The sequence below is a fragment of the Streptomyces sp. NPDC004721 genome (assembly GCF_053601495.1).
The window spans coordinates 101,321-125,335 of record NZ_JBSGBZ010000012.1 but is presented as its reverse complement, the minus strand read 5'-3'; the positions used below and the strand labels follow the sequence as shown (position 1 = coordinate 125,335).

The following is a 24,015-nucleotide window of genomic DNA, read 5'->3' as shown; positions in this document are numbered from 1 at the left end:
CTGGTCTCCTTCCGTCCAGTCATCCGGTTCGGGGCCCGTCCAGTCATCCGGCTCGGGCCCGCAGTCGCTCCCTCTGCGGTACGAGGGTGTACCTGGGTTCCTCCGCGGAGGCCACCCCGGCGTGGAACACGCCGAACCTGAGCGCGGCGGAGCCGGCCAGCAGGGCCACCCCGGCCGCCACGGTCGGACCCCGGCCACGCAGCCGCCCCGTGACCGCCGCCAGCGCCGCGCCGCCCGCCGTGAGCGACTCCGCCGCCCGCAGCAGCCGGTTCGCCGTGCCCCGCTCGAATGGCTCGGCCGCCAGGCCCATCCGGCTCTTCATCAGCCGGAATCCGACCATCTCCAGTGCGGCGCCGAGCAGCGCCATACGGCGGGCCGGTCCCGCCTGCGCCGCCGGCACACAGGCCAGCGCCAGCCCGGCGGCCGCAGTGGCGCCGGAACCGGCGAACACGAAGGGCATCTCCCGGTAGCCCTCGTGCCACGAGGGCACCGCCGTGTCCGAGATCAGTACGGCGGTGTAGGTGGCGACCGCCGGGCCGAGGACGGCGGCGCCCGCGGTGGCGGCGGCGGCCACGGCGCGGTAGCGGCCCGCGACGTCGGTGGCCGCCGCGGCCACCGTCAGCGGCGCGTACCCGGCCAGCAGCCAGGAACCCACGCTCATGGGCGAGGTGGGCTTGAAGACGCGCAGCATGTTGACGAAGCGGGCGGGCCGGCCGAGGTCGTGCACGAGCGCGACCAGCGACCCGGAGATCGCGCCCGCCGCGCCCAGCTTGGCCGTCCGGGCCAGCGCGGGCCGCCCCGTGGCCTGCGCCCCGGCCGCCAGCAGCGACGATGCCCCGGCGAGGCCGCCGAGGTAGAGGTAGCCGGCGATGTCGACGGACTTCCAGGTCGGCCTCTTCAGGACCGGCCGGCCGTAGTAGGAGGAGAACTGGGCCTCGGGCACCATCGACTGCTCGCCGCGTCCGCGGCGACGCCGGTGCCGTCCGCGCCCGGCTACGGCGCCGATCGGGGCGTCCCGGCCGGGCCGCGCCCCCTCGACGCCGTCACGAGGGGCGTCCGGTCCGGTCATCGGGGCCTCCTGACGAAAGTGGCGACGGCCAGCGCGGTGAGCGACACGGCGGCGGCCGCCGCGTGCTTCCACATCGCGGGCAGATCCCGGGTGGTGACCACCGGGTCGGGCGGCAGGCCGTACACCTCGGGCTCGTCGAGCAGCAGGAAGAACGCGCCGTCGCCGCCGACCCCGTCGTCCGGGCTCTCGCCGTACAGCCGGGCGTCGGTGACGCCGGCCGCGTGGAGCCGCGCCACCCGGGCGGCCGCCCGTTCGCGCAGTTCGTCCAGCGGGCCGAACTGGATGGACTCGGTGGGGCACGACTTGGCGCAGGCCGGTTCCATGCCGACGCCGAGCCGGTCGTAGCACAGGGTGCACTTCCAGACCCGGCCGTCTTCCTTGCGCTGGTCGATGACCCCGTACGGGCAGGCGGGCACGCAGTAGCCGCAGCCGTTGCACACGTCCTGCTGGACCACGACGGTGCCGAACTCGGTGCGGAACAGTGCGCCGGTGGGACAGACGTCGAGGCAGGCCGCATGGGTGCAGTGCTTGCACACGTCGGAGGACATCAGCCAGCGCAGTTCGGTCCGCCCGTCGGGCGACACGGGGGAGATCGAGCCGGCCGGCGCGCCCGCGGGGGACGACTCCGGCGGGGGGACGGCGGCCCCCGGACCGGGGGAGGGTGGGGAGGGAGGGGAGCCGAGCTGCCGGGCGGCCTCGAACGCGTCGAAACCGTGGTCCACCCCCGGCTCCTGACCGCCCAGCGGCTTGCGCTGCTCGATGAAGGCCACGTGCCGCCAGGTGTCGGCGCCGAGCCCCTGGGTGTTGTCGTACGACATGCCGGTCAGCTCGAGGCCGTCCTCCGGCACCGAGTTCCACTCCTTGCACGCCACCTCGCAGGCCTTGCAGCCGATGCACACGGAGGTGTCGGTGAAGAAGCCCATCCGGGGCGGGGCGTCGGTGTATCCGGCTGCCTGGGCCACGTTCGGCTGCGGCCCGTACCACTGGTTCTCCCAGCGGGCGGTTCCGCCCGAACCGGTCGCCGCCGTACCGGCTTCGGTCATGTCCGGACCTCCTCGCTCGCCCTTCCGCCGCGTCCCGACCGCACCGTTCACAGCCGCTCTCAAGCCTGGCACGGGTGCCCGGAGGGCGCGCGCCCGAAACCGCGCGCCCGAGGGCACGGGACGTGCCGGAGGGTCCGGAAGAGGAACGCCCGTGTGTCAGCCGGTCAGGTGACGCTGGATCCAGTCGGCCGTGGCCCTGCGGAAGGCACGGCGGTTGTCCGCGCGCCGGAAGTCGTGACCCTCGTCGCGCAGGACGAGGAGTTCCGCCTCCACGCCGCGCTCCCGGGCAGCCCGCACGAACTGCTCGGACTCGCCCGGCGGCACGTTGGTGTCGTGCTCGCCGTGCACGGCCAGCACCGGCACGCGCAGCGCGTCGACGCGGCTCATCGGCGACAGCGCGTGCAGCAGCTCACGGTCGTGTTCCGGATGCCCGTACTTGTGCGCGGCCGACTGCGCCAGCCACGGCTCGGTGCCCGCGAAGAACGTCGTGAGGTCCGACATCCCGCACACCGGGACACCGGTGCGGAACAGCTCCGGATGCCACACGAGGGACGCCATCGCCAGATAGCCGCCGTAGGAGTGGCCCATCACGGCCAGCCGGAGCGGGTCGGCCAGGCCCTCCAGGAGGACGTGCGCCGCGCAGTCGGCGACGTCGTCGATCGCGGCGAACCTGCCCCGGCCCAGGTCCGCGTCGACGAAGGAACGGCCGTAGCCGGAGGAGCCGCGCACATCGGGGGCGAAGACGTCCAGGCCCCGGCCCAGCAACTCGTGGTAGAGCGGGTCGAACACCGGGCGTTCCTGCTCCTCCGGGCCGCCGTGCAGATGCAGGACGCAGGGGGCGGGCTCCCTCGGCGAGCGGCCCGGCGCACGGTAGTACCAGCCGCCGAGGCCCAGTCCGTCCCGGGCGACGGGGCGCACCGGCACCGGCCGTACCGGACGGTGGACTCCGGGGGCGACGACGTCCTCGTCGCGCGAGGACCACGGGGTGCGCAGCAGGGCGCCCTGGGGGAGCCACCACACACCGGGCCGGCGCAGCGATCCCGACAGCGCCACGACGGGTGCGTCCGGGTCCGCGGTGACGGCCACCCGGGTGACGACCTCGTGCGGGAGCCGCACGGAGCGGGACGGACCGAGGGCCTCCCCGGGCACCGGGACCAGCGGGGCCACCTCCAGCTCGCTGACCCCGCGCACGTTCCAGGACAGCACGGCGCCGCGGCCGTCACGGTCCACGGCCAGCAACTCCAGCCCGCTTCCGTCGCGTTGGGCTGCCACCGTCAGCCTGAGCCGCCGCCCCCGCCGGTCGAGTGCGACCGCGTACAGGGCGGCGTGCTCACGGTCGTGGTCGCTGCGCAGCCACAGCGTGCGGCCGTCCGGCGCGAACGTGCCGATCCACGGGTCGCCGTCGGCGACCGGCACGGCGCAGGTCACGCGCAGGTCCCGGGTGCGCACCACCAGGGCCTCCCGGCGTGCCCGCGGTCCCCGGCGCACCAGCGCCAGCCGCCCGTCCCGGCTGATGTCGCACACGCGCAGGGTGGCGGCCTCCCGTTCGCTCGCCAGCAGTACGGGAGCGGCCGAACCGTCGGGGTCGACCAGGTACGCCGACAGGGTCCTGGGCGTGGGTTCCGCCGAGGCCGTACCGGGGTCCGCGGCGGTGGGGACGCCGGTGACGCGGGTCGTCGGCGGCGTGGGGCGGGACGGTGTGCCCAGGAGGGTGGCGCGGCCGTCCCGCACGGTCCAGCCTTCCGGGTGGACCGTCGCGGCGGCGTCGGAGGCGAGCGAGACCGGGGAGGCGGCCCCCGCGCCGGGACCGAGCACTCCGCTCAGCCCGACGCGTCCGGCGCCGGCCTCCGCACCGGCCGGGGGAAGGTGCGCGGGGGCCTCGGCGACCGTCACGGCGAGCGCCGAACCGTCGTGCGTCCAGCAGCCGAGGTATGCCGAACTCCCCGGCTCGCCGCCCGCCAGGACCCGCCGCCCCGTGCCGTCGGGGCGTACGCACAGCACGCGGGTGTGCTCGCTGCCGCCGGGTGCGGTGGTGTACGCGATCCACCGTCCGTCGGGCGACCAGGCGACCTCGGTGACCGGATCCAGCTCGGTGTCCAGCAGATGTACGTCGTCGCCGTCGACCGGCCCCGCCCACAACTGGGGCACCCCGCCCCGGTCGCAGATGAACGCGACATACCGCCCCCCGGGGTCGGCCGAGGGGTACCAGCATCCGTGCGAGACGAGCACCCTCGGCACGGCGTCGAGCGGCAGGGCGGTGTCCGGCACCGGTACGACCTCGGGGGCGGCCTGCGCCGCGCCGCTCCCCACGCGGCCGGGAACCGCGCGCTCAAGGCCCGTGTCCGACGGCCTTGCCGGCCACTGCTCGGCCACGCCGCCCTCCGACGGGTGCGGCCGGTCCGTGACGCCCCCCACCGAGTACGGCCGGCTCCCCGCCTGTCCTGCCGAGGGGGTGCGGACGGGATCCGCGTCGTGCTCCGCCGTGTTTCCCTCCCCGGCGGTGCGGGGCCGGTCCCTTCCGTGCCCCGCCGGTTTCGTACGCGGCTGGTTCGCCGCGCCCGCTGCCCGGACGGCTTGCCCCCCGTCCGCTGCCGTCACGGCCTGGCGGCTCCATGCGGGGTCCGCTGCCTCCCCCGCCCGATCGCTCCACGGGAAGTCCGCCTCGCTCGCGCCGGCCCGCTCTGCCCGCGAGGGTTCCAGGCCGGTCTCGCTCCGATTCTGGGCGGTCGGTGGAGGGTCGTCCGGCGCGTTGCCGGCTCGGTGTTCGTGCTCGGGGTCGGGCGTGTGGTCCGTCTGGCGGGGCTGGTCGCGGTCAGTGGTGATCCCGGCCCGGTCGGCCGGCGGGGGACCCGCCTCGCTTCCGGTCGGGTCTTCCCGCTCCGGGCCTGCCCCGCTTCCGGTCCGATCACCCCGCTCGGGGCTCGCGCGGCCTCCAGCCGGGTCGGTTCCGGAGCGGTCCGGCCCGGTTCGTTCGGGAGGTGGACACCCCCGCGCGTCACTCGGCGGGGCAGCCCGCGTACCCCCCGCGTCCCCGGCCGGGAGCGGTGGCGAGGGTGGGCCGGTCAGCGGATTCCGTGGGTCTGCAGCCATATCTCCAGCAATGCAACCTGCCACAGCGCGTTCGCCCCGCGCTTGGTGCGGTGGACGTCGGGCGCGGCGAGCAGCTCGTCGACGTAACTTTGGCGGAACAGCCCGCGGGCCCGCGCCTCGGGGGCGTAGAGGGCCTCGCGGACGCGTAGCAGCACCGGTGCGGCCATGTGCTTGATCGCCGGGACGGGGAAGTAGCCCTTGGGCCGGTCGACGACCTCCCGCGGCAGGACCTTGCGGCCCGCCGCCTTCAGGATGCCCTTCCCGCCGTCCGCGAGCTTGAGCCCGGGCGGGCAGGCGGCGGCCAGCTCGACCAGTTCGTGGTCGAGGAACGGCACGCGGGCCTCAAGCCCCCAGTCCATGGTCATGTTGTCGACCCGCTTGACCGGGTCGTCGACCATCATCACGTGGGTGTCCAGGCGCAGATCCGCGTCCAGCGCGGTCTCGGCGCCCGGCACGGCCATGTGCTCCCGCACGAAGTCGCCGCAGACGTCGTGGCCGGGCAGCACCGAGGGGTCCAGCATGCGCGCGAGATCGGTGTGCGGCCGGTCGAAGTACGTCTCGGCGTACGCGGCGGCCGCCCGGTGCCGGGGCACGCGGGCCATCGCCGGATACCAGTGGTAGCCGGCGAAGACCTCGTCGGCCCCCTGACCGCTCTGCACGACCTTGACCTCCTTGGCCACCTGCTCGGACAGCAGGTGGAAGGCGACCACGTCGTGGCTGGTCATGGGCTCGCTCATGGCCAGGACGGCACCCTCCAGGGCCCGCGAGACCCGGTCGGAGGGGACCATCAGCTGATGGTGGTCGGTGCCGAAGCCCCGTGCCACCAGGTCGGAGTAGTGGAACTCGTCGCCCTCCTCGCCCCCTTCGGACTCGAAGCCGACGCTGAACGTGGCCAGGTCGCACTGCCCCTCGTCGGCCAGCAGCGCCACGATGAGGCTGGAGTCCAGGCCGCCCGACAGCAGCACACCCACCGGTACATCGGCGACCATCCGGCGCCGGACGGCCGTGCGCAGCGCCTCCAGGACCGCGTCCGTCCAGTCCTGCGCACTCAGACCGGCGTACTCGGGGCGGCGCGTGTAGGCAGGTTGCCAGTAGCGGTGGTCGCGGTACGTGCCGTCCGGCTCGACGATCCGGATGGTGGCGGGCGGCAGCTTGCGCACGCCGCTCAGGACGGTGCGGGGCGCGGGCACGGTCGCGTGCCAGCTGAGGTACTGGTGCAGCGCGACGGGGTCGATGGAGGTGTCCATCCCGCCCGCCGCCAGCAGCGCGGGCAGCGAGGAGGCGAACCGGAGCCGTCCGGGCGACTCCGCGAGGTACAGCGGCTTGATGCCCAGCCGGTCGCGGGCCAGGACCACCCGCCCGCTGTCCTGCTCGACGATCACGAAGGCGAACATGCCGAGGAAGTGGTCGACGCAGGACGCGCCCCACTCCAGGTACGCCTTGAGGACCACCTCGGTGTCGGACTCCGAGAAGAACTGATGGCCCCGCGAGGCCAGTTCGCGGCGCAGCTCGCGGTAGTTGTAGACGCACCCGTTGAACACGCCGACGACCCGTGCCCGGGGGTCGGCCATCGGCTGCGCGCCGCTGTCCGTCAGGTCGATGATCTTCAGCCGCCGGTGCCCCAGGGCTACGGGCCCCTGCGACCACAGCCCGCGGCCGTCGGGCCCGCGGGGCGCGAGCCGGTCGGTCATGCGTTCCACCGCGGCCAGATCCGGCTGCCGGCCGTCGAACCGGATCTCGCCGCTGAGCCCGCACATCAGACGGTCCTCCCTTCCGCGGCCTCCATCTCGGCGGCCGCGGGGGGTCTGCCGCCGGGGACGGACGCGTGCGGGACCCGGACGGAGGCCGGGACGGCCGGGTGGTCGGCGGTGGCTGCGGGGGCGGGGAGGGGGACGGAGGACATGGCGACCACTCTCCTGGGACGGTCGTCGGGCACCGCCGATGATGGCGGCACGCGGGTCGGGCCGGGAATGGGGACGGTCCCTCAGGCTCCGGCACCTCCGGCGATCGGGCTGGGACGGGGGGCACGGACGGGGCGGGCCGGCGCAACCGGGCGCGGGCCTGCGGCGCCGCGGGTCTCGGCGACCAACAGGTCGATGCTGGCGAGCAGGTCCTCGTCCCCGGCCACCCGCCGCAGCCGGTGCGCGGCACTGCCGCCGGCCAGAGCCCGGGTGAGCAGTTCGTGCACGGCCTCCCAGTCGCCGGACGCCTCCAGCGCGGGCCGGAGCCGGGCCGCCATACCGCGCAGCACCTCGGGGGCGGGGGCCGCGCGCCGGGTGACCGGGTCGACCAGCGCGCCCTCCAGGCCCGAGCGGGCGGCTCGCCAGGTGGCGGCCCGCAGCCACTCGTGGTGGCCGTCGCACCGGCCGCCGTCCCCGCGGGCCAGCCGGTCGCACGCGTCCCGGACCAGCGCCCGGAAGAGCCCCGCGACCAGCACGACCGTCTCCACGCGCGGACAGGCGTCGCAGATCCGCAGCTCCAGCGTGCGCTGGTGCGCGGAGGGTCGTACGTCGTGGTAGATCATGCCGGCGTCGCCGATGACGCCCGAGCGGATCAGCTCCTCCAGCGCCGCGTCGTACGCTGCGGCGTCGGCGTAGCAGCCGGGTGGCCCGGCGGTGGGCCAGCGCTGCCACAGCATTGTCCGCCAACTCGCGTAGCCGGTGTCCGCGCCGAGCCAGAACGGCGAACTGGCCGACAGCGCGAGCAGTGGCGGCAGCCACGGCGCGACCAGGCACATGGCGCGTACGGCGGTGTCCCGGTCCGGTATGTCGACGTGCACCTGCGCGCTGCAGATGAGCTGTTCGTCGGCGACCCTGCGGTACTCGTCGGCCATGTGCCGGAAGCGGCGTCCGGCGGTGACGTTGCCGGAACTCACGCGGGCCAGTGGCACGGTGCCGGCGGCCACCGTGACGAGGCCGAGCGAGGAGGCAGCCGTGTCCAGCAGCCGCCGTGAACGGGCCAGGTCCGCGAGGAGGGCGTCGAGGGTGTCGTGCACCGCGCTGTTGGCCTCGACCACGGACTGCTGGAGCTCGGTGGTGAATCCAGGCCTGCGTAGCCGGTCCAGTACGGCACGGGCGCGTGGCACCAGCCGGCCGCTCTCCACGTCCAGCACGTGGAACTCTTCCTCTGCCCCGATGCGCAGCGTCACGTCACGTTCTCCCCTTGCCTGGGTGATCATCCGGCCGTCGCGTCCGGGTCCCACGGGGGACCACTGCGGCTCCGGGACCCCCGAGTGCCCAGGCCGGGACCTTCACAAGCCTCCGGGCCGCCTCCGATGTCGCACGGCCCTCGGCCGACCGCGTGCCCCGCGCCCCCGTTCGGGGCGGCGCCGGGGAGGTGGGGCCGGGCCCGCAGAAGGAAAATCCGTGGCGGACCGGCGGGCGCGATGCTGGGATGACCTGATGCGAGACCAGACGTCGAGGACCGTGGACCGGGGCGGGTACCAGGACGCGGTGACACCGTGGGAGGAAGCGGCCTGGCGGGGCGCCGCCCTGGAGTGGGTGGACGGCCGGCTCGCCGAGCGGGGACTGCGCGCGGCGGGGGAGTTGAGAGTGCGGCTGCGGCCGTGGTCCGTCCTGGTCCGTGTGCCGGTCGAGGGGCGCGACGCCGTGTGGTTCAAGGCCAATCCGCCGGACAGTGCCTTCGAAGGACCGCTCACCGCGGCGCTGGCGCGCTGGGCACCGCGGTACGTGCTGGAGCCGCTCGCCGTGGACCCGGGCCGGGCCTGGACACTGCTGCCCGACGGCGGAGAGCTGCTGCGCACCGCCCTCGACGACGGGCGGGCCGGTCCGCGTGTCTGGGAGGACCTGCTGCGCCGGTACGCCGGCCTTCAGCACACCCTCGTCCCCCATGCGGGGCGGATCGAACTGCTGGGCGTGCCCGGCGCCCGCACCCGCGCCCTGCCCGACCTCTTCGACCGGGTCCTCGCGGAGAGTTCCGCGCTGCGGCCGGACGACCGGCGCAGGCTCGACGGCCTCCGGCCGCGCCTTGTCGCATGGTGCGAGGAACTGGCGGCCGTCGGCGTCCCGGACTCCCTCGACCACGCGGACCTGCACGAGGGCCAGCTCTTCCACCCGGAACCGGGCCGGTTCACCTTCTTCGACTGGGGCGACGCCGTGGTCTCCCACCCGTTCTGCAGCCTGCTCGTGCCCGCCCGCTCGGCCCGGAACCGGCACGGTCCGGAGGTACTGCCCCGGCTGCGGGACGCCTATCTGGAGCCGTGGACCGGCGCGGGCCGCACCCGAGCGGAACTCACCCGCGCGGTGACCCTGGCCTGGCGGCTCGCCGCGCTGGCCCGGGCCTGTTCCTGGGGCCGTGTCTTCCCGTCGGTGTCCGGCGGCGGCGCCGACACTCCGGGCAGCGCGGAGAGTGCGAGCTGGCTGCTGGAGCTCTTCAACGAGCCGCCGTTGTGAACCACGCCCGCGGGGCGGACGGATCAGTCCCAGAGGGGGTAGGTCTGCACCTGCGGGTAGCCCTCCGGCCGCCCCGCGAGGAATTCCAGGCTCAGCCGGGTGAAGTGCTGTACCTCCGGGCGCTTCTTCCAGGGTGCCGGGCTGTCCAGCCGCACGATCACCGGGTACTCGTGGAACCTTCCGGCCGCGCAGTAGGGCTTGCAGTCGTTGACGAGGTTGTAGCCCCTGGCCGTCGCGGACCGGTCGTTCCACTGCGACCACCGCAACGCGGACAGGACGCTGTTTCCGTCGCCGCAGGCGAGAATGAACGCGCCGGGTCGCTGCCGCGGCTTCCACAGGCAGTCGACCAGCACCGGCCGCCCGTCCGTCCGCTGCACGGCGTGCGCCGAGCGCGCGTTCCCGTCGGAGGCCGCCGGTGCGGCGGAGGCCGTACCCACACCTGCTGTGAGCAGCCCCGCGGCGCAGAGCGCGACCGCTGTCCTCATTGTGTGTCTGCCCATGTCCGCTCCCGGCCGACGACGTCCTGGTTTCCTAACGACGCTACGGCCGAGTCGGGCGACGTACCACTTGTGCGGGGTGATGCCGTGTTCGTGTCGAGTGGCGGGTCGTTGTCGTCCGCGTCCTGCTGGCAGGTGGCGCACAGTTCGTGGTGACCGTCGGTGGTGACGACGGTTCCCCAGCCCAGGCACTGCTCGCAGTCGCGGGCCAGGCCCAGATCGGGGTGGGGAGGAGGGGCGGGGTTGGCGCTGTGGTGGGCTCCGTACGCCATACGGTGGCGGCTCCTCGAAGCGGTGGTGGGGGGATGCACACCATTTTGTCCCATTTTTGAGATCTGTCCAGACTCTTTTCCCGTGCTTGGGCCCGCACAGGACGTAATGGGCGCTGGATTTGGGGTTGACCCCGGGGCCGGCCGTGGCGTGGTGGCTCTACGAGCGCACCGAGTCGATGGCGATGTTCAGATGGCGCGGGCCGCGCAGCACCGCGTTCTGCCGGTAGGGCGGCGGGTCCTCCACCAGGCGGGGGTTGTCCAGGCGGCGGGTCAGCTCGGCCAGTGCGATCTGCGCTTCCCGCCGGGCCAGCGGCGCGCCGAAGCAGATGTGGATGCCGCTGCCGAAGCCGAGGTGCTCGATGTCCTCGCGGTCGGGGTCGAACCGGTCCGGATCCCGGAACCGCTCCGGGTCCCGGTTGCCCGCGGCGAGCATCAGCCAGATCCGCGCACCCCTGGGAATCGTGACCCCGCGCAACTCGATGTCGGCGACACAGGTGCGCTGCGGCACCAGCTGCACGGGGGGCTCGTAACGCAGCAGCTCCTCCACGATCCTGACGGACAGTCCCGGATCCTCGCGCAGCCGGTGCAGGTACTCCGGGTGGCGCAGCAGGGTGAGCATGCCGTTGGCGATGAGGTTGACCGTCGTCTCGTGGCCCGCGATCAGCAGCAGCACCGCCGTGCTGAGCACCTCCATCATTGACATGGTCCCGTCCGCGCCATGACTGGCCGCCAGGTCGGACAGCAGGTCGTCGCGGGGCTCCTTGGTGCGCTGCTCGACCAGACCGGCCAGGTACATGCCCAGCTGCATCCGGGCCTCCTGCGCGGCGTGCTGGAAGTCGTCGTCGGTGCGTTGCCGGGTCTCCGGGTCCAGGGCGGCGACGATCGGGTCCACCCAGGCGCGGAAGCGCGGCTCGTCCTCGCGCGGCACTCCGAGCAGCCGGCAGATCACCGTCACCGGGAAGGGGTAGGCGAACTGGTCGACGACGTCGATCTGCCGGGCGTCGCCGAAGCCGTCGATCAGCTCGGTGATGATCCCGGTGAGTTCCCCGGTCATGGAGTCGATCCGGTCGGGCCGGTGCGGCGGGCCGAAGGAGCTGTTGGCGATCCGTCGCAGCCGGTCGTGCTCGGGCGGGTCGAGCCTGATGAAGCTCGGCGGCAGCCCCGTGGCCTCCGGTCCCGACAGCTCGTCCGCGCCGGCGGCGGTGAGGTTGGTGGCGTCCGAGCTGACCCTCGGGTCGTGGAGCAGCCCGAGGATGTCGTAGTACGAGCTCACGACGTAGGGGCCGTCCTCCTCCTCGTGCAGCACCGGTGTCTTGCGCAGCTCCTCGTAGAGCGGATACGGGTCGGCGCGGTTGGCGTAGTCGGTGATCCGGTGCAGGAGCGAGGCGTGCGTCATGTCGGGTCCTTGGGGCGCGGAGGTCCGGGGTGGGAGGCGGGGCGCCGGTTCAGTGGCGGGCCGGCGTGAAGACCAGTTGCCGGTCGGCCGGGGAGTAACCGCTGAGGGTCACGGTCGGGCCGTGCGTCGGCAGCGAGGGGTCGGGGAAGTCGGCCGGCACCGGCTTGCGGCCCTCGGGCCGGCGGTCCACCGTCGTGAACTCCACCGGGAACGGCGCGCCCGTCTCGATCAGCCGCTGGTAGAACTCCAGCCACCGCGTGTTGTCGAAGCTCACGGCGGCGATCACGCGGCCCTGGTAGCCGTACACCCCGACGAACCGCCGCTCGGTCAGCGATCCCTGGGTGATCATGACCTCCTCGCCCATGGACGGTACGCCGACCGACTTGATGTTCACGCCGAACTGCGAGGACCAGAAGGCGGGCACCCACATGTGCGGGCGCCGGTCGGCGCTGGCGCTGATCATGTTGTGCGCGGCCACCTCGGCCTGGGCGACGGCGTTGCCCCAGTGCTCCAGGGACAGGAACTGGTAGCCGAACAGCGGATGCGGGGAGCGGGCGACGTCGCCGGCGACGTAGATGTCGTCGGTGACGATGCCCCGGAAGTCGAAGGCCCGGCAGCCCGCGTCGCAGGCGATGCCGCGCGGGCCGGCGCCCAGCCCCGAGCCCACCAGCCAGTCGGTGTTGCGGGTCGCGCCCAGCGAGACCACCACCACGTCCGTCTCGACGACACTGCTGTCGGACAGGTGCGCGGCCCGCACCCGGCCCGTCGCGTCCCCCTCCAGACCGGTTACCATGACCCCGGTGCGCAGGTCCACCCCGTTCTCGCGGTGCAGCTCCGCGGCCACCGCGCCGATCACCCCGCCGAGCGCGCCCACCAGGGGAGCGCCGGCCCGCTCCGCGACCGTCACCGCGATGCCCTGGTCCCGGCACGCCGAGGCGATCTCCGAACCGGTGAAGCCGGCCCCGATGACCAGCACCCGGCGCGGCGGGCGCTTCATCCGACGGTGCAGACGGACCGCGTCGTCCCGGGTGCGCAGCACGAACACCCCGTCCAGCTGGGCCTCGTCCTCCTTCGGCCAGGGCCGGGCGTGCACACCGGTCGCGATCAGCAGCCGGTCGTAGGGCACATCCTCGCCGTCGGCCAGCCGCACCCGCTTGGCCGCCATGTCCAGGCCGGCCGCCGCGACCCCGAGCCGCCAGGTCGCGTCGATGTCCCGGCGCCGGGGCAGCTCGGTGTGGTCCGGGGACGCCATGCCGAGCAGCACCGCCTTGGACAGCGGGGGGCGGTCGTACGGTTCGTAGGGCTCGTCACCGATCATGGTGAGCGGTCCGGCGAATCCTTCGGCGCGCAGCGTCTCGGCGGCTCTGAGGCCCGCCAGCGAGGCGCCCACGATCACGATCCGGCCCTCGTGCCTGAGCCACTCGTGGAACGCCTCAGTGGGCATCGGAGGCCTCCCGCCCGGCCCCGACGGGCTCCTCGTCGTCCAGCCCCTCTGCCGTGATCGCCTGCACCGGGCACGCCGCGACGGCGCGCGCGACCCTCTCCCGGTGCTCCGTGCCGGGCCGCGGGTTGTAGACCAGCGACTCCTCGCCGTGCATGGTGAACACGCCCGACGCGAGGAACGCGCACTGCGCGTACCCCTGGCACTTGTTGAGGTCGACGACAAGCCTCATGGCGACCCGCCCTTCCGGCGGCCAGGTCCTCGGGAACCACCCGCTCGGCGGGCACCCTCGGACGGCGGTCATCCCACGTCAGGATCGAAGCCCCGGGGCTCTCCCCGCGCGTCAAGGCCCGCCGATGGAGTGACGGGGCGGCGCGGCACGGGCCGGCGCCACGGGGCCGAGTCAAGCGGCCTGCGCGACACCGGGCGGCGCCCGGCGGCCGCCGGGCGTCAGTGTGCACGCGAAGCGGCGGCCGAAGTCCCGGGCGGCGGGCCCGTCGGAGGCGCCGGGCGGGTGCGCGACCGTGAGCACCGCGTCGGCGGCCGCGGCCGCCCCGAACATGGCGGCGAACGGCAGGAGAGCCGGTGCCGCCCGCACCGCACCGCGCGGAGCCGGTGGACCTCTGGAAGGTGACCGCTTCCGCGCCCTCGGGAATCCCCAGCCGGATCAGGACGATCGCCGCCGCGAGCGGCAGCGCGAACAGCACCCCGGCCGGCCCGGCCGCGCGAGGCGTCCGCAGCGGCCGCTCGGCGCTTCGGTCACTTGAGGTAGCCGAGGATGGTCATCATCCCGGATTCGGAGTGGTACTGGTTGTGGCAGTGGAGCATCCACAGGCCCGGGTTGTCGGCGTAGAAGTCCACCACCAGCCTGTCGTGCGGCAACACGATCGCGGTGTCCTTGCGGGCTCCGCGGCCCTTCGGGCCCGTGATGGCGAAGGTGTGGCCGTGCAGGTGCAGCGGGTGCCACATGCCGGTGTGGTTGAGGAAGGTGATCCGGACCCGCTCGCCCCGGCGGATCGGATGGCGCTGCTCGACCGAGTACGGCCTGCGGTCGAAGCTCCAGTTGTACCACTTCATGTTGCCGGTCAGTTTGATCTTGATCTCACGGTCCGGCTCGTCGTCGGAGAACGCCACCGAGTCGGCGGGGGCCAGCTCGTAGGCGGACAGGAAGCGGCCGTCCAGCTCGTTGGGGTGGACGGAGGGCGCGGGTAGGTTCTTGGACTTTCCGGTGTTCAGTACGGCGAGGGCGCGCGCGTTCTTGCCCTCGGCCAGCGCGACCAGGGGGAACGCCCCGTCCTTGGCGGTGATGACGACGTCGTAGCGCTCGGCCATGCCGATCACCAGCGCGTCCGTCGTACGGTGCTCGACCGGGTAGCCGTCCGTGTGCGTCACCGTCATCTCGTGACCGCCCAGGGCCACTCGGAAGGCGGTGTCGGCACCCGCGTTGATGAACCGGACCCGGATGCGGTCGCCGGGACGGGCCCGGAAGACCGACGGAGCGTGCGGGACACGGCCGTTGATCAGGTAGTAGGGGTAGTCGACGTTGCCGCCCATGCCTTGCAGGATGCGGCTGAGACCGCGCCGCAGGATGCGGTCGGGGCCGTGGGACGAGCCCTGCGGGGCCGAATGCCCGCCGTGGCCGCCGCCGCCCATGTCCATGCCATGCATGCCCTTGGGGATGGGGCCTTTGACCTTCTGCAGCTGCGCGAGCACGCCATCCGGAGTGGAGCCGGCCAGGCCGTCCAGCCAGTCGTCCAGGACCACCACCCACTCCTTGTCGTACGACAAGGGCTCCTTGGGGTCGTCGATGATCAGCGGTGCGTAGAGGCCGCGGTCGAGCTGCATGCCCTCGTGCGAATGCAGCAGGTACGTGCCGGGGTGGGACACGACGAAACGGTAGTTGAACTCCGAACCGGGCTTGATGGTCCTCTGGGTCAGTCCCGGCACGCCGTCCATGTCGCAGCGCAGGCGCACACCGTGCGAGTGCACCGTCGTCCCCACGGGCAGGCGGTTGACGAGCGTGAGGTCGAGGATGTCACCCGCGGTGGCCCGGACCGCCTCGCCCGGGATCCTGTCGCTGTACGCCCAGGTCTTGACGGTCTTGCCGGACACGTCGAACGACGTCTCCCGGGTGGTGAACTTGTACTTGCGAACCCGCCCGGCCCCGCGCTTGCGCTCGGCGGCCAGGACCTCCGGGTCTGACGGGTTCACGTACCCCTTGGGTCCCTTGGGAACGAACGGGCGGAAGCCTTCGATGGTCCCGGGGCCCTGCGCGGACCCCGAGCTCTGCCCAGAGCCCCGAGCGGACCTCGAGTCGGAGTCGGCCCCGTGGCAGGCGGTCAGGAGTCCCGAAGCGGCAGCCGTGACCGAGGCGCTGAGCAAGGTGCGCCGCGTATATGTGTGCATGACTCGAATAACACACGTTTTGCGCCGATATGTGGGAGAACTGGCGCGGCGCGTCTGGTGATCTCGGCAACCATTGCCTTGGCGGCGCGGCGATATGGGGCATGGCCCGCGCGGCGACGTGCCGGGTCCGGGCATGTGCGCTATGCTCGATCTTGAGCGAGTCACCGGAACTCCCGGTGGTTGGCTGTGCGTTGGTGGTCCAAGGAAAGACGCCCCGCTTCCTGCGGGGAGATGCAGGTGCAAGGCCTGCCCGGCGCTCGTGGACAAGCCCCACTCCCGTGATGGGAGTGGGGCTTTCGTCTTGCCCGCCGAACGGGCGTTCGCACCACACGCCGATCCGCGAGGCGCTGATCGTCGCCGGCCGTGCGATGCGGGGAATCCGCGGGGCGCTTGAACATCCCCGGGCCGAACTCCGTATGGGGCGGGGGGATTCACATTCCTGGCCGGCCACGATGCGTAGGAGAAGTTCGGTGAGACGCAACACGCGCAGACGCCCCACGGGCCCGCGACGCGCCACGCTCGGCGCGATGGCGCTCATCCTGGGCGGAGGCGGGCTGATGGTCGCCAACGTGTACGCCTCCGCCACCGAGGACGCGTCGACGGTGCGGTCCGCCGGGGAGTCGGGCCGCGACCAGAGCCCGGCGGCGGGAGGTGCCACGATCGACTGCCCGGACGTCGGAGCCGGGCTGACCGCGGTGCCGCAGGAGGCGAAGGCGACCGTCGACGAGCAACTCGCGCTTCTGGACCAGCAGATCGCGAGCGCGTACCAGCAGATGCAGGACGCGGTTCAGGACGGGCGGCTCGACGTGGGCGCCGTGGAGAACACGATTGTCAGTCCGCTCAAGGAGCAGAGGGCCGCGACGATCGGGACCATCGCCGAGGCGATCGAACGGGCCGGGGAGCCCCCCGAGGGGCTCGACGGCCTCGCGGCCTGCACCCTGCGCACCTCCGGCACCCAGGACGGCGGCGGGGAGGCGGGTCAGGAGCAGGCCGGTCAGGAGCAGAGCCCGCAGGGGGAGGGGCAGCAGGAACCGCAGCAGGGCGCCGACGGCGGAGGCCAGGCCGGCAACGGCCCCGTGGCCGCGGACTACGCGGACATCACCACCGTGCAGCCCGACGTGCGAAAGCCCCGTGAGGAAGCGGACGCCGCACGCGGCAGCTTCGCCTCCAGTTGCGGAGTGAACGAGGGCGGCCTGTTCAACTCGGACAACGTGATCGTCGCCCCCGGCGTCACCAACGGCGCCCACCACTTCCACGACTACATCGGCAACCAGGCCAACAGCGCCTTCGCCAGTGACCAGGACCTGGCGAACGGTGACACGAGCTGCGCCGACAAGGGCGACAAGTCCACGTACTACTGGCCCGTGCTGCGCCTTCAGGACGGAACCCGGGAGCGGGACGCCGACGCCCCCGGCGGCGGGACCGAGGGCAACGCGGGCAGGATCGTGACGCCGAAGCAGGTGACGCTGTCCTTCGAGGGCAGTCCGCGCGGCAAGGTGACGGCGATGCCGCGTTTCCTGCGCATCATCACCGGAGACGCCAAGGCGTTCGTCAACGGCCCCGCCAACGCCAACGCCTCCTGGTCCTGCACCGGTTTCGAGGACCGGCAACTGAAGGACAAGTACCCGCTCTGCCCCGGGGGCAGCGACGTGGTGCGCACCTTCAGGTTCCAGAGCTGCTGGGACGGCCGGAACACCGACAGCGCCAACCACCGTACGCACGTGGCGTTCGCCGACGCCGACGGCAACTGCCCGGACGGATTCCGGGCGATCCCGCAGCTCGTGCAGCGCATCGTCTACGGCGTCGACGCCCCGAGCCTGGACGATGGTGGCGCAACCACCCCGCTGTTCGCCGTGGACTCCTTCCCCGAACAACTGCACAAGCCGGGCACGGACCACGGCGACTTCATCAACGTCTTCGACGACGACCTGATGCGCCGGCTGGTCGACTGCGTCAACAGCGGCCGCCAGTGCGGCGCCGGCGCCGACCAGGGCTCGGAGTCCGGCGAGCAGCCGGAGAAACCGCAGGAGCCGCAGGAGTCGCAGAAGCCGCGGGAGCCCGAGGCGAAGCCGACGCAGACCTCGGGCGCGCGGCCCGGAGGCGGCGCCGACAAGGGCGCCGACAAGGGAGCGAATACGGGCGCGGGCCGGACCGACGACGGCGGCACGACCGGGACGGACACGGGCGACGCCGGGGGTGAGAAGTCCGCGGAGCCCGCGGGCGGTGCGGTGGAACCGAAGGCCGACACCTCGGGCGCGGCCGAGCGGAGTGCCACGGGTGGCGCGACCACGAGCGCGACCGGTGCCGCGAGCGGCGGCGAGGTGGGCACGCCCGCCTACACACCGGCTCCCGGCGGAAACGGCCAGGCGGCCGGCTCGCAGACCGAACCGCAGGCCGTCCGGGGCAGCCTGGCCGAGACCGGTGCCCGGTTGTGGCCCGTGGCCGCCGGGGCGGTGCTCGTGACCGCGGGCCTCGTGCTGCTGCGGCGGATCAGGCGCGGCACCGTCTGACGGCGCCACAGGCCGCGAAGGGGCGGTGGTGGGACCGGTCTCGTGGTCCCACCACCGTCCCTTGGTGTCACTCGGCGCGGGCGAGGCCTCTTCGGGCGTTGTTGTAGATGCGCATCAGGTGCTTGGCGACGGCGCAGGAGATGTCATGCGCATGACATTGGCGACAGGTCTTCATGTGCTGTTGGTAGTCGGAACGCGCTTGCTGCAGAGCAGCGTCTGGAGACGGCATGGGGATCCTTCACACGGGGGTCGGGCGGCACGGTGCGCCCGATGTGACTGGAGAGAAAAGCCCGGAGCCAAAGTTGATCACGTTACTTCGGGTAGGGGAAAGCGCCATCGGACCACCTGGTACGACGGATCGGAGGGCTCCCCGCTTCACGCGCTCCCGGGGCTCGGCCGCCCGGAATAGGCCCACCAGCGGCCCTTGTGCCGGTTCACCGCGATCGGGCGGCCGAAGCACGCGGTCAGCCACGGCCCGGTCAGCACGTCCTCGACGGGACCCTGGGACAGGAGCCGGCCCTCGCGCAGCAGCAGGGCGTGACTGACGGCGGGGGACAGCTCCTCGAGGTGGTGGGTGACCGTCACGGTGGCGAGCCGCGGCCGCCCCTGCGCGAGCCGGTGCATGGCCTCGACCAGATCCTCGCGGGACGGCAGGTCAAGGGCGTTGAACGGCTCGTCGAGGAGTAGCAGCGCCGGTTCGGCCATGAGGGCCCGGGCGATGAGGACGCGCGCCCGCTGCCCGCCCGAGCAGACCCCGTACGGGCGGTCGGCCAGGTCCTTGATCTCCAACTCGGCCAGCAGTTCGTGGGCGCGCTGCCGCACCTCGTCGTCGTACATCCGCCACAGCGGCTGCACCGTGCCCGTGCGACCGGTCAGCACGACGGTGTGGGCGTCGAGTTCCGCGGGCACGCGCTGCGCCGTGGTGACGTGTCCGATACGCGCGCGCAGTTCCCGTACGTCGACGCGGCCCAGCAGCTCGCCGAGGACCTCGACGCTGCCGGTCGTGGGGTGCATCAGGGCGCCGAGCAGCCGCAGCAGCGTGGTCTTCCCGGCGCCGTTGGCGCCCAGCAGCGCCCAGTGCTGTCCCGCCCGCACCGTCCAGTCGACGCCGTCGAGGATCACCTGCCCGGTCGTGAAGCGGCGGACGCCGACCTCGCGGAGGGCGACGACGGTACCGGGCTCCCGCGTCGTCCGCTCTGCGGTGTCCTCGGCCATCCTGGGCTCCCCTCGGCGTCGAGGCCGTCGCTCGACCGGCACCACGAACGGTAGGTGCATCCGGCACCTTGTCGCCGAGCTGTCCGGGTCGTGGACGCGGCGAGGCCGCCGCCGGATCACCGCCCGGTGGGCCGCGCCGGGCGGTCGCCCCTGTGACGAAGCCGACACGAACGCCGCATGCGTGCCCGGCAGGAAGAGGGGTATGTGCACGCCGTGAAGAGGGTGGTGAAGGCGGTTGGGATGGAATCCGTCCTCCTCGGTGACGAAGAGCCGACGCCGGACACCGGCGTGATACGCGTGGCGGCGGCCCTCGACGGCGACGGCGCGTGCATCGCCGAGGCCCGCCATCTCGCAGCCGAGTTCCTGGGCCGGGCGCGGACCGGCCACGGGCTGACGGTCTCGGACCGGGCCCTGGACCTGACCCAGCTCGTGGTCAGCGAACTGGTCACCAACGCCCGCAAGTACGCCTCCGGCCCCATCCTGATGGACCTGCGGATCGCCGGTGACGCCGTGGACATCGCGGTCTGGGACAGCGATCCGGTGCTGCCCGTGGCCCGGGCCGCGGATCCGGGGCGGGTGGGCCAGCACGGTCTGGAGATCGTGATGGCCGTGGTGGAGCGGTTCGAGGTGCGGCGCGAGCCGGTGGGCAAACGCGTCATCGCCCGCGTCAACCTGCTCGACGCCGCGCGCTCCTGAGGTGGCACCGGCCGGCGGCCCCGCGGCGTCAGGCGTCGAGTTCCGCCTTGTCCCCCATGACCACGACCGGGTGGTGACGCGGGTCGAGGGAGCGCAGTAGATACCGCATCGCCGACTTGGGCAGGGTCACGCACGCGGACGTGCCGCTGCCGTGGTCCATGTGCAGCCAGATGCCGCCGCCCCTGGACTGTCCTTCCGGCCGGGCGGGGTCGTTGGGCGGCGTTCCCTTGACGCGGTTGAAGTCGATGGCGATGACGTAGTCGAAGTCGTGCCAGGCGTTCTTCGTCCAGTACCGGGGAGCCTGGAACGCGGCGGACCGGGTGTACGGCAGTCCGGCCCCGGGGTCCTCGAGCACGCCGCCGGCGTCGCTCAGCGTGAACACCCCCACCGGTGTGCGCTGGTCGCCCTCGTGATGGTCCGTTGTCCAGCCCTTCCTGCCGTTGTGGGCCGGCCAGGAAGCCGTCCGCTCCCAGCGCGAGCCGTGCTCGGTGAAGAGCTCGACCGTCGAGTCGGGGGAGTCCTGGCCCGCGCCGTAGACCGCGACCACCTGGCGGGACCCGGCCGGCACCCGATGCCACATCCTGCCACCGATGCCCGGCACCCGCCTCGTGGACGCGTCGCGTCCGGGCACGTGCTCCGCCTGCCCGCCGTGGCCGGCCGCGCGCCGGTGGCCCGGGTCGCCGCAGGCCGTCAGGGACATCGCCAGCGCCCCACCGGCCGCCACCACGGCCGCCGTCCGCAACGCTCCGCCTTTTCGCATGGGCTCCATGATGGCACCGCCCCCCGTCGCGTTTTTCACCTGAATGGCCGTCCGTGGCTGCGTGCGGATGGCCCACTCGGTATCTCCTTGAGTGAGAGAGGCGTCCATCGAGGGAGTGGAGCCGATCATGTATGAGATGTGTGCAGGAGTAGAGAAGCCCGGTGGGGCTCTGGTCTGGCACGTCATGGCCAAGCACAGGACCACCACCCTGTGCGGCCAGAAACTGGGTCAGCACGTCGACGGCGCGAGCGCACAGCGGGCTGGACACTGTTCCACCTGTATGGCGTTGTTCGGGAAGCTGATGACCGCACCACCCGCGGTCGGCTCTCCCGCCGCCACGGACCGCTAGGTCCTGAACACCCGGCTCCCGTCCTCCGCCGCGAGGAGGGGAGCCGGGTGTTCGTTCTCCATCTCGTCGAGGCCCGCGCGGTGCGGCCGGTCAACGCTTCTCCCAATTTTTGGCAACGTGCCCCCATATCGCATTCCGGCACCGGTCGATGGGTAACACTGAGCGGCGGAGGGGGGAGACGTGCGGCGGTGCTCTGCCGGCGCGCACATCCCGGAGTGTCACGCCGGCCTTGGGGAAGGCGGCGAGGGGACCAGCGGGGGGATGCATGACGCAGTCGCTTCCGGGGCAACGGCCTGCCCACGGGGGAGCGCAGCGGGGGCGCCGAGCGCTTCCGGTCGTGGTGGTCGGGGCGGGGCCGTACGGTCTGTCGGTCGCCGCGCACCTGCGCGGAGCGGGGGTCCCGGTGCGGGTCTTCGGGGAGGTCATGGGCAGTTGGCGGCACGCCATGGCGACCGGGATGTTCCTTAAGTCGACGCCGGACGCCGTCGATCTGTCCGCACCGGAGCCGGGCGGGCGGCTGGCGGACTTCCTCCAGGTGCACGGCGAGCCGGAGCTGACCGAACTGACGCCCATCCCGTGCGAGGTGTTCGTACGCTACGGTCAGTGGTTCCAGAAGCAGTACGTCGGTGAGGTGGAGCCGGCCCGGGTGGCGGCCGTCGACCTGGCCGCGTCCGGTACGGGGTTCGCCGTAGGGCTGGACGACGGACAGGAACTCGCCGCCGCCGCCGTGGTCGTGGCCACCGGCCTGAACGGACTGGCCCACATACCCGGGGAGTTGCGAGGCCTCGTGCCCGAAGGCCCGGGGCCCGAAGCGCCGGTGTCGCACACCAGCCAGCACACCGACCTGTCCCGGTACGCCGGCCGCCGGGTCGCCGTGGTCGGTGGGGGCCAGTCCGCCCTGGAGAGCGCCGCGCTGCTCCACGAGTCCGGTGCGCGGGCGCAGGTGCTGGTCCGGGAGAGCGGCCTGCTGTGGGGGACGGTACCGGAACAGGCCAGGTCCTGGGCGCGGCGGATCGGCAGGCCCGACTCGCCCCTGGGTACGGGCTGGATCCTGGCCGCGGTCTGCCGGGCCCCCGGCGCGGTACGGCATCTGCCGGCCGCGGCCCGACTGCTGCTGTTCCGGCGCGCGTTGCGGCCGTCGGGCGGCTGGTGGCTGCGGGACCGGGTCGAGGGCGTGGTGCCGGTGCGCACCTCGAGCCGGGTCGTACGGGCCGAGACCGCCGGGTCCGTCGTACGGCTGGACGTCGCCGGGCCGGGCGGTGTGGCGGAGGCGCTCGACGTCGACCATGTGCTGGCCGCCACCGGCTACCGTCTGGACCTGGACGCCGTTCCGTTCCTGTCGCCGGCGGTGCGCCGTGCGCTCAGGCAGGTGCCGGGTTCGAGGGCACCACGGCTGAGCCCGGGGTTCGAATCGTCGGTGCCGGGCCTGTACTTCACCGGATCGCTCGCCGCCCCGATGTTCGGGCCGATGATGCGCTTCGTCGCCGGCACCGGGTACGCCGCGGCCCGGGTCGCCCGGGACAGGGTCCGCCAGGTGGCCGACGCCGGATGACCGTGCCCGCCGGCCGTTGACCGCGCCCGCCGCCGTCCCCTGACTGCGTGCGCGGCCCGCCGCCGTCCCCTGACTGCGTGCGCGGCCCGTTGCCTCGCCGCGAAGGGGGTTCCGGCCGAGCCCGGCCGGAACCCCCTCGCCAGTGCGGGTCAGGCGGTGTGCAGGGTCAGTCCGTAGCGGTTGAGGATCTCGTTGACCGGCTGGAACCAGGTCTCCCCGCCGCCGGAGCAGTTGCCCCAGCCTCCGGAGGTGACGCCCTGAGCCTGGTCACCGCTGATGAACGAGCCGCCGGAGTCGCCCGGTTCGGCGCACACGCTGGTCTTCGTCAGCTGGTGCACGGCGCCCTGGCTGTAGTTGACCGTCTCGTTGTGCGCCAGCACGGTGCCGCAGTGCCAGTGCGTCGTCGAGCCGGAGCGGCAGACCGAGGCGCCTACGGGTGCCACGGCGGAGCCGCGCACCAACTGGTCCGGGACGGTGCCCCAGCCGAGGACCACCGGTACCGTCCACCAGCCGCTGCCGACGCTGACCCAGGCGTAGTCGTTGTCGGGGAACGAGGACCCCTGGAAGGTGCCGATGTAGGAGCCGTCCCAGCCGCTCACCCCGGCACCCGGCTGGCCGCAGTGTCCGGCGGTGACGAAGCCGCCGTACACCGAGAAGCCGATGGAGCAGCGGACGTTGCCGGTGTAGTAGGGGTCGCCGCCGACCGTGCCCGCCGCGAAGGTCTGCGGCGGTGCGGAGACCGTGTGGACGGTGACGGGGCCGGCCGCGCGGGCCTGGGAGAGGAAGCGTTGGACATCGTTGTCGGAGCGCGCGGCGCTGACGACGTCCACGACCAGCGTGTTGGCCTTCGGGTCCACCCGCCAGCCGCTCACGCCCTGGGGTGCCGACGTGCCGTCGAGGCGGGCCTTGGCCGTGTCCAGCTGCCGTGCGCTGTGCTGGACGGTGCGGACGGTGGCGCCGGTGGTCCGGACGGCGCGCAGGGTCGAGTCGGAGGCGCCGGAGGTGACGGCCACGGTGAGCCGGCCGGTCTCGTCGTCGAACCACGAGCCGCCGTAGGCGGATCCCGCGGCCGCGCGGGCCTTCGGTTCCGCGGCCGTGGCGGTGCGCTCGGCCGCCAGCCGCGCCTCGGCCTGCTGCGCGGAGAGTCCCAGGTCCCGCTGCATCGCCTGGAGCAGGCCGTGGGAGGGGGCGGGTGCGGCGGCGGGGGTCGCCGCACCGGCCGGCGAGGTGCCCGCCACGGCCCAGCTGCCGAGCAGTAAGAGTGCGGCCACGGCCACGCGGTGGAGTCTGGTGCGTCTCACAGGGGT

20 protein-coding genes are annotated in these 24,015 nt (G+C 73.2%); 4 read left to right on the top strand and 16 right to left on the bottom strand.

Annotated elements, in window-relative coordinates; genetic code table 11:
* Positions 1-43 precede the first annotated feature (43 nt).
* From nrfD to ACWEK3_RS13915, 6 genes are all read right to left on the bottom strand, one after another.
* The gene (nrfD, locus tag ACWEK3_RS13940) at positions 44-1,069 is read right to left on the bottom strand and encodes an NrfD/PsrC family molybdoenzyme membrane anchor subunit (protein WP_453249745.1); all 1,026 of its coding nucleotides are present in this window, start codon (positions 1,067-1,069) and stop codon (positions 44-46) included.
* Positions 1,066-2,112 (bottom strand): 4Fe-4S dicluster domain-containing protein, encoded by a 1,047-nt coding sequence (locus ACWEK3_RS13935; RefSeq protein ID WP_453249744.1) that lies wholly within the window; start codon positions 2,110-2,112, stop codon positions 1,066-1,068. The genes nrfD and ACWEK3_RS13935 overlap by 4 nt, the downstream gene beginning before the upstream one ends.
* A 156-nt stretch (positions 2,113-2,268) precedes the next feature.
* The gene (locus ACWEK3_RS13930) at positions 2,269-4,422 is read right to left on the bottom strand and encodes a S9 family peptidase (protein ID WP_453249771.1); all 2,154 of its coding nucleotides are present in this window, start codon (positions 4,420-4,422) and stop codon (positions 2,269-2,271) included.
* A 752-nt stretch (positions 4,423-5,174) separates the two neighbouring features.
* Complete coding sequence (locus ACWEK3_RS13925) at positions 5,175-6,959, bottom strand: N-acetylglutaminylglutamine amidotransferase (protein WP_453249743.1); 1,785 nt, start codon at positions 6,957-6,959, stop codon at positions 5,175-5,177.
* Positions 6,959-7,105: a hypothetical protein gene (locus tag ACWEK3_RS13920; protein WP_453249742.1), complete on the bottom strand. Its 147-nt coding sequence runs from the start codon at positions 7,103-7,105 to the stop codon at positions 6,959-6,961. The genes ACWEK3_RS13925 and ACWEK3_RS13920 overlap by 1 nt, the downstream gene beginning before the upstream one ends.
* An 81-nt stretch (positions 7,106-7,186) precedes the next feature.
* Complete coding sequence (locus ACWEK3_RS13915; protein ID WP_450537818.1) at positions 7,187-8,350, bottom strand: carboxylate-amine ligase; 1,164 nt, start codon at positions 8,348-8,350, stop codon at positions 7,187-7,189.
* A gap of 253 nt (positions 8,351-8,603) precedes the next feature.
* Between ACWEK3_RS13915 and ACWEK3_RS13910 the strand changes: the two genes are divergently transcribed.
* Complete coding sequence (locus tag ACWEK3_RS13910) at positions 8,604-9,614, top strand: aminoglycoside phosphotransferase family protein (RefSeq protein ID WP_450537819.1); 1,011 nt, start codon at positions 8,604-8,606, stop codon at positions 9,612-9,614.
* 23 nt (positions 9,615-9,637) lie between these two features.
* Here ACWEK3_RS13910 and ACWEK3_RS13905 read toward each other — a convergent pair whose 3' ends face one another.
* From ACWEK3_RS13905 to ACWEK3_RS13875, 7 genes are all read right to left on the bottom strand, one after another.
* Positions 9,638-10,114: a hypothetical protein gene (locus tag ACWEK3_RS13905; RefSeq protein WP_450537820.1), complete on the bottom strand. Its 477-nt coding sequence runs from the start codon at positions 10,112-10,114 to the stop codon at positions 9,638-9,640.
* On the bottom strand, positions 10,096-10,383 hold the full coding sequence (locus ACWEK3_RS13900) for a hypothetical protein (RefSeq protein ID WP_388726085.1): 288 nt from the start codon (positions 10,381-10,383) through the stop codon (positions 10,096-10,098). Before ACWEK3_RS13900 ends, ACWEK3_RS13905 begins: the two co-directional genes overlap by 19 nt.
* Positions 10,384-10,540: 157 nt before the next feature.
* The gene (locus ACWEK3_RS13895; protein WP_453249741.1) at positions 10,541-11,779 is read right to left on the bottom strand and encodes a cytochrome P450; all 1,239 of its coding nucleotides are present in this window, start codon (positions 11,777-11,779) and stop codon (positions 10,541-10,543) included.
* Positions 11,780-11,828: 49 nt separating this feature from the next.
* On the bottom strand, positions 11,829-13,223 hold the full coding sequence (locus tag ACWEK3_RS13890; protein ID WP_453249740.1) for an NAD(P)/FAD-dependent oxidoreductase: 1,395 nt from the start codon (positions 13,221-13,223) through the stop codon (positions 11,829-11,831).
* Entirely contained in the window at positions 13,213-13,452 is a 240-nt protein-coding gene (locus tag ACWEK3_RS13885) for a ferredoxin (protein WP_453249739.1), read from the bottom strand. The genes ACWEK3_RS13890 and ACWEK3_RS13885 overlap by 11 nt, the downstream gene beginning before the upstream one ends.
* A 171-nt stretch (positions 13,453-13,623) precedes the next feature.
* Entirely contained in the window at positions 13,624-13,818 is a 195-nt protein-coding gene (locus ACWEK3_RS13880; RefSeq protein WP_450537824.1) for a hypothetical protein, read from the bottom strand.
* A gap of 161 nt (positions 13,819-13,979) precedes the next feature.
* Entirely contained in the window at positions 13,980-15,626 is a 1,647-nt protein-coding gene (locus tag ACWEK3_RS13875) for a multicopper oxidase family protein (RefSeq protein WP_450537825.1), read from the bottom strand.
* Positions 15,627-16,183: 557 nt separating this feature from the next.
* Here ACWEK3_RS13875 and ACWEK3_RS13870 point away from each other — a divergent pair.
* Positions 16,184-18,136 (top strand): DUF1996 domain-containing protein, encoded by a 1,953-nt coding sequence (locus ACWEK3_RS13870; protein ID WP_453249770.1) that lies wholly within the window; start codon positions 16,184-16,186, stop codon positions 18,134-18,136.
* Between the two features lie 375 nt (positions 18,137-18,511).
* Here the strand turns inward: ACWEK3_RS13870 and ACWEK3_RS13865 are convergent, their stop codons facing one another.
* Entirely contained in the window at positions 18,512-19,351 is an 840-nt protein-coding gene (locus ACWEK3_RS13865; RefSeq protein WP_450537827.1) for an ABC transporter ATP-binding protein, read from the bottom strand.
* A gap of 240 nt (positions 19,352-19,591) precedes the next feature.
* Here ACWEK3_RS13865 and ACWEK3_RS13860 point away from each other — a divergent pair, with 240 nt between their 5' ends.
* Positions 19,592-20,047: an ATP-binding protein gene (locus ACWEK3_RS13860; protein ID WP_390724798.1), complete on the top strand. Its 456-nt coding sequence runs from the start codon at positions 19,592-19,594 to the stop codon at positions 20,045-20,047.
* Between the two features lie 28 nt (positions 20,048-20,075).
* Here ACWEK3_RS13860 and ACWEK3_RS13855 read toward each other — a convergent pair whose 3' ends face one another.
* Positions 20,076-20,807: a L,D-transpeptidase family protein gene (locus ACWEK3_RS13855; protein WP_450537828.1), complete on the bottom strand. Its 732-nt coding sequence runs from the start codon at positions 20,805-20,807 to the stop codon at positions 20,076-20,078.
* Positions 20,808-21,496: 689 nt separating this feature from the next.
* Here ACWEK3_RS13855 and ACWEK3_RS13850 point away from each other — a divergent pair.
* Positions 21,497-22,708 carry an FAD-dependent oxidoreductase gene (locus ACWEK3_RS13850; protein WP_450537894.1) on the top strand — a complete coding sequence of 404 codons (1,212 nt, stop codon included), beginning with the start codon at positions 21,497-21,499 and terminating at the stop codon, positions 22,706-22,708.
* A gap of 149 nt (positions 22,709-22,857) precedes the next feature.
* Here the strand turns inward: ACWEK3_RS13850 and ACWEK3_RS13845 are convergent, their stop codons facing one another.
* Positions 22,858-24,009: a S1 family peptidase gene (locus ACWEK3_RS13845; protein WP_450537829.1), complete on the bottom strand. Its 1,152-nt coding sequence runs from the start codon at positions 24,007-24,009 to the stop codon at positions 22,858-22,860.
* Positions 24,010-24,015: the final 6 nt, after the last annotated feature.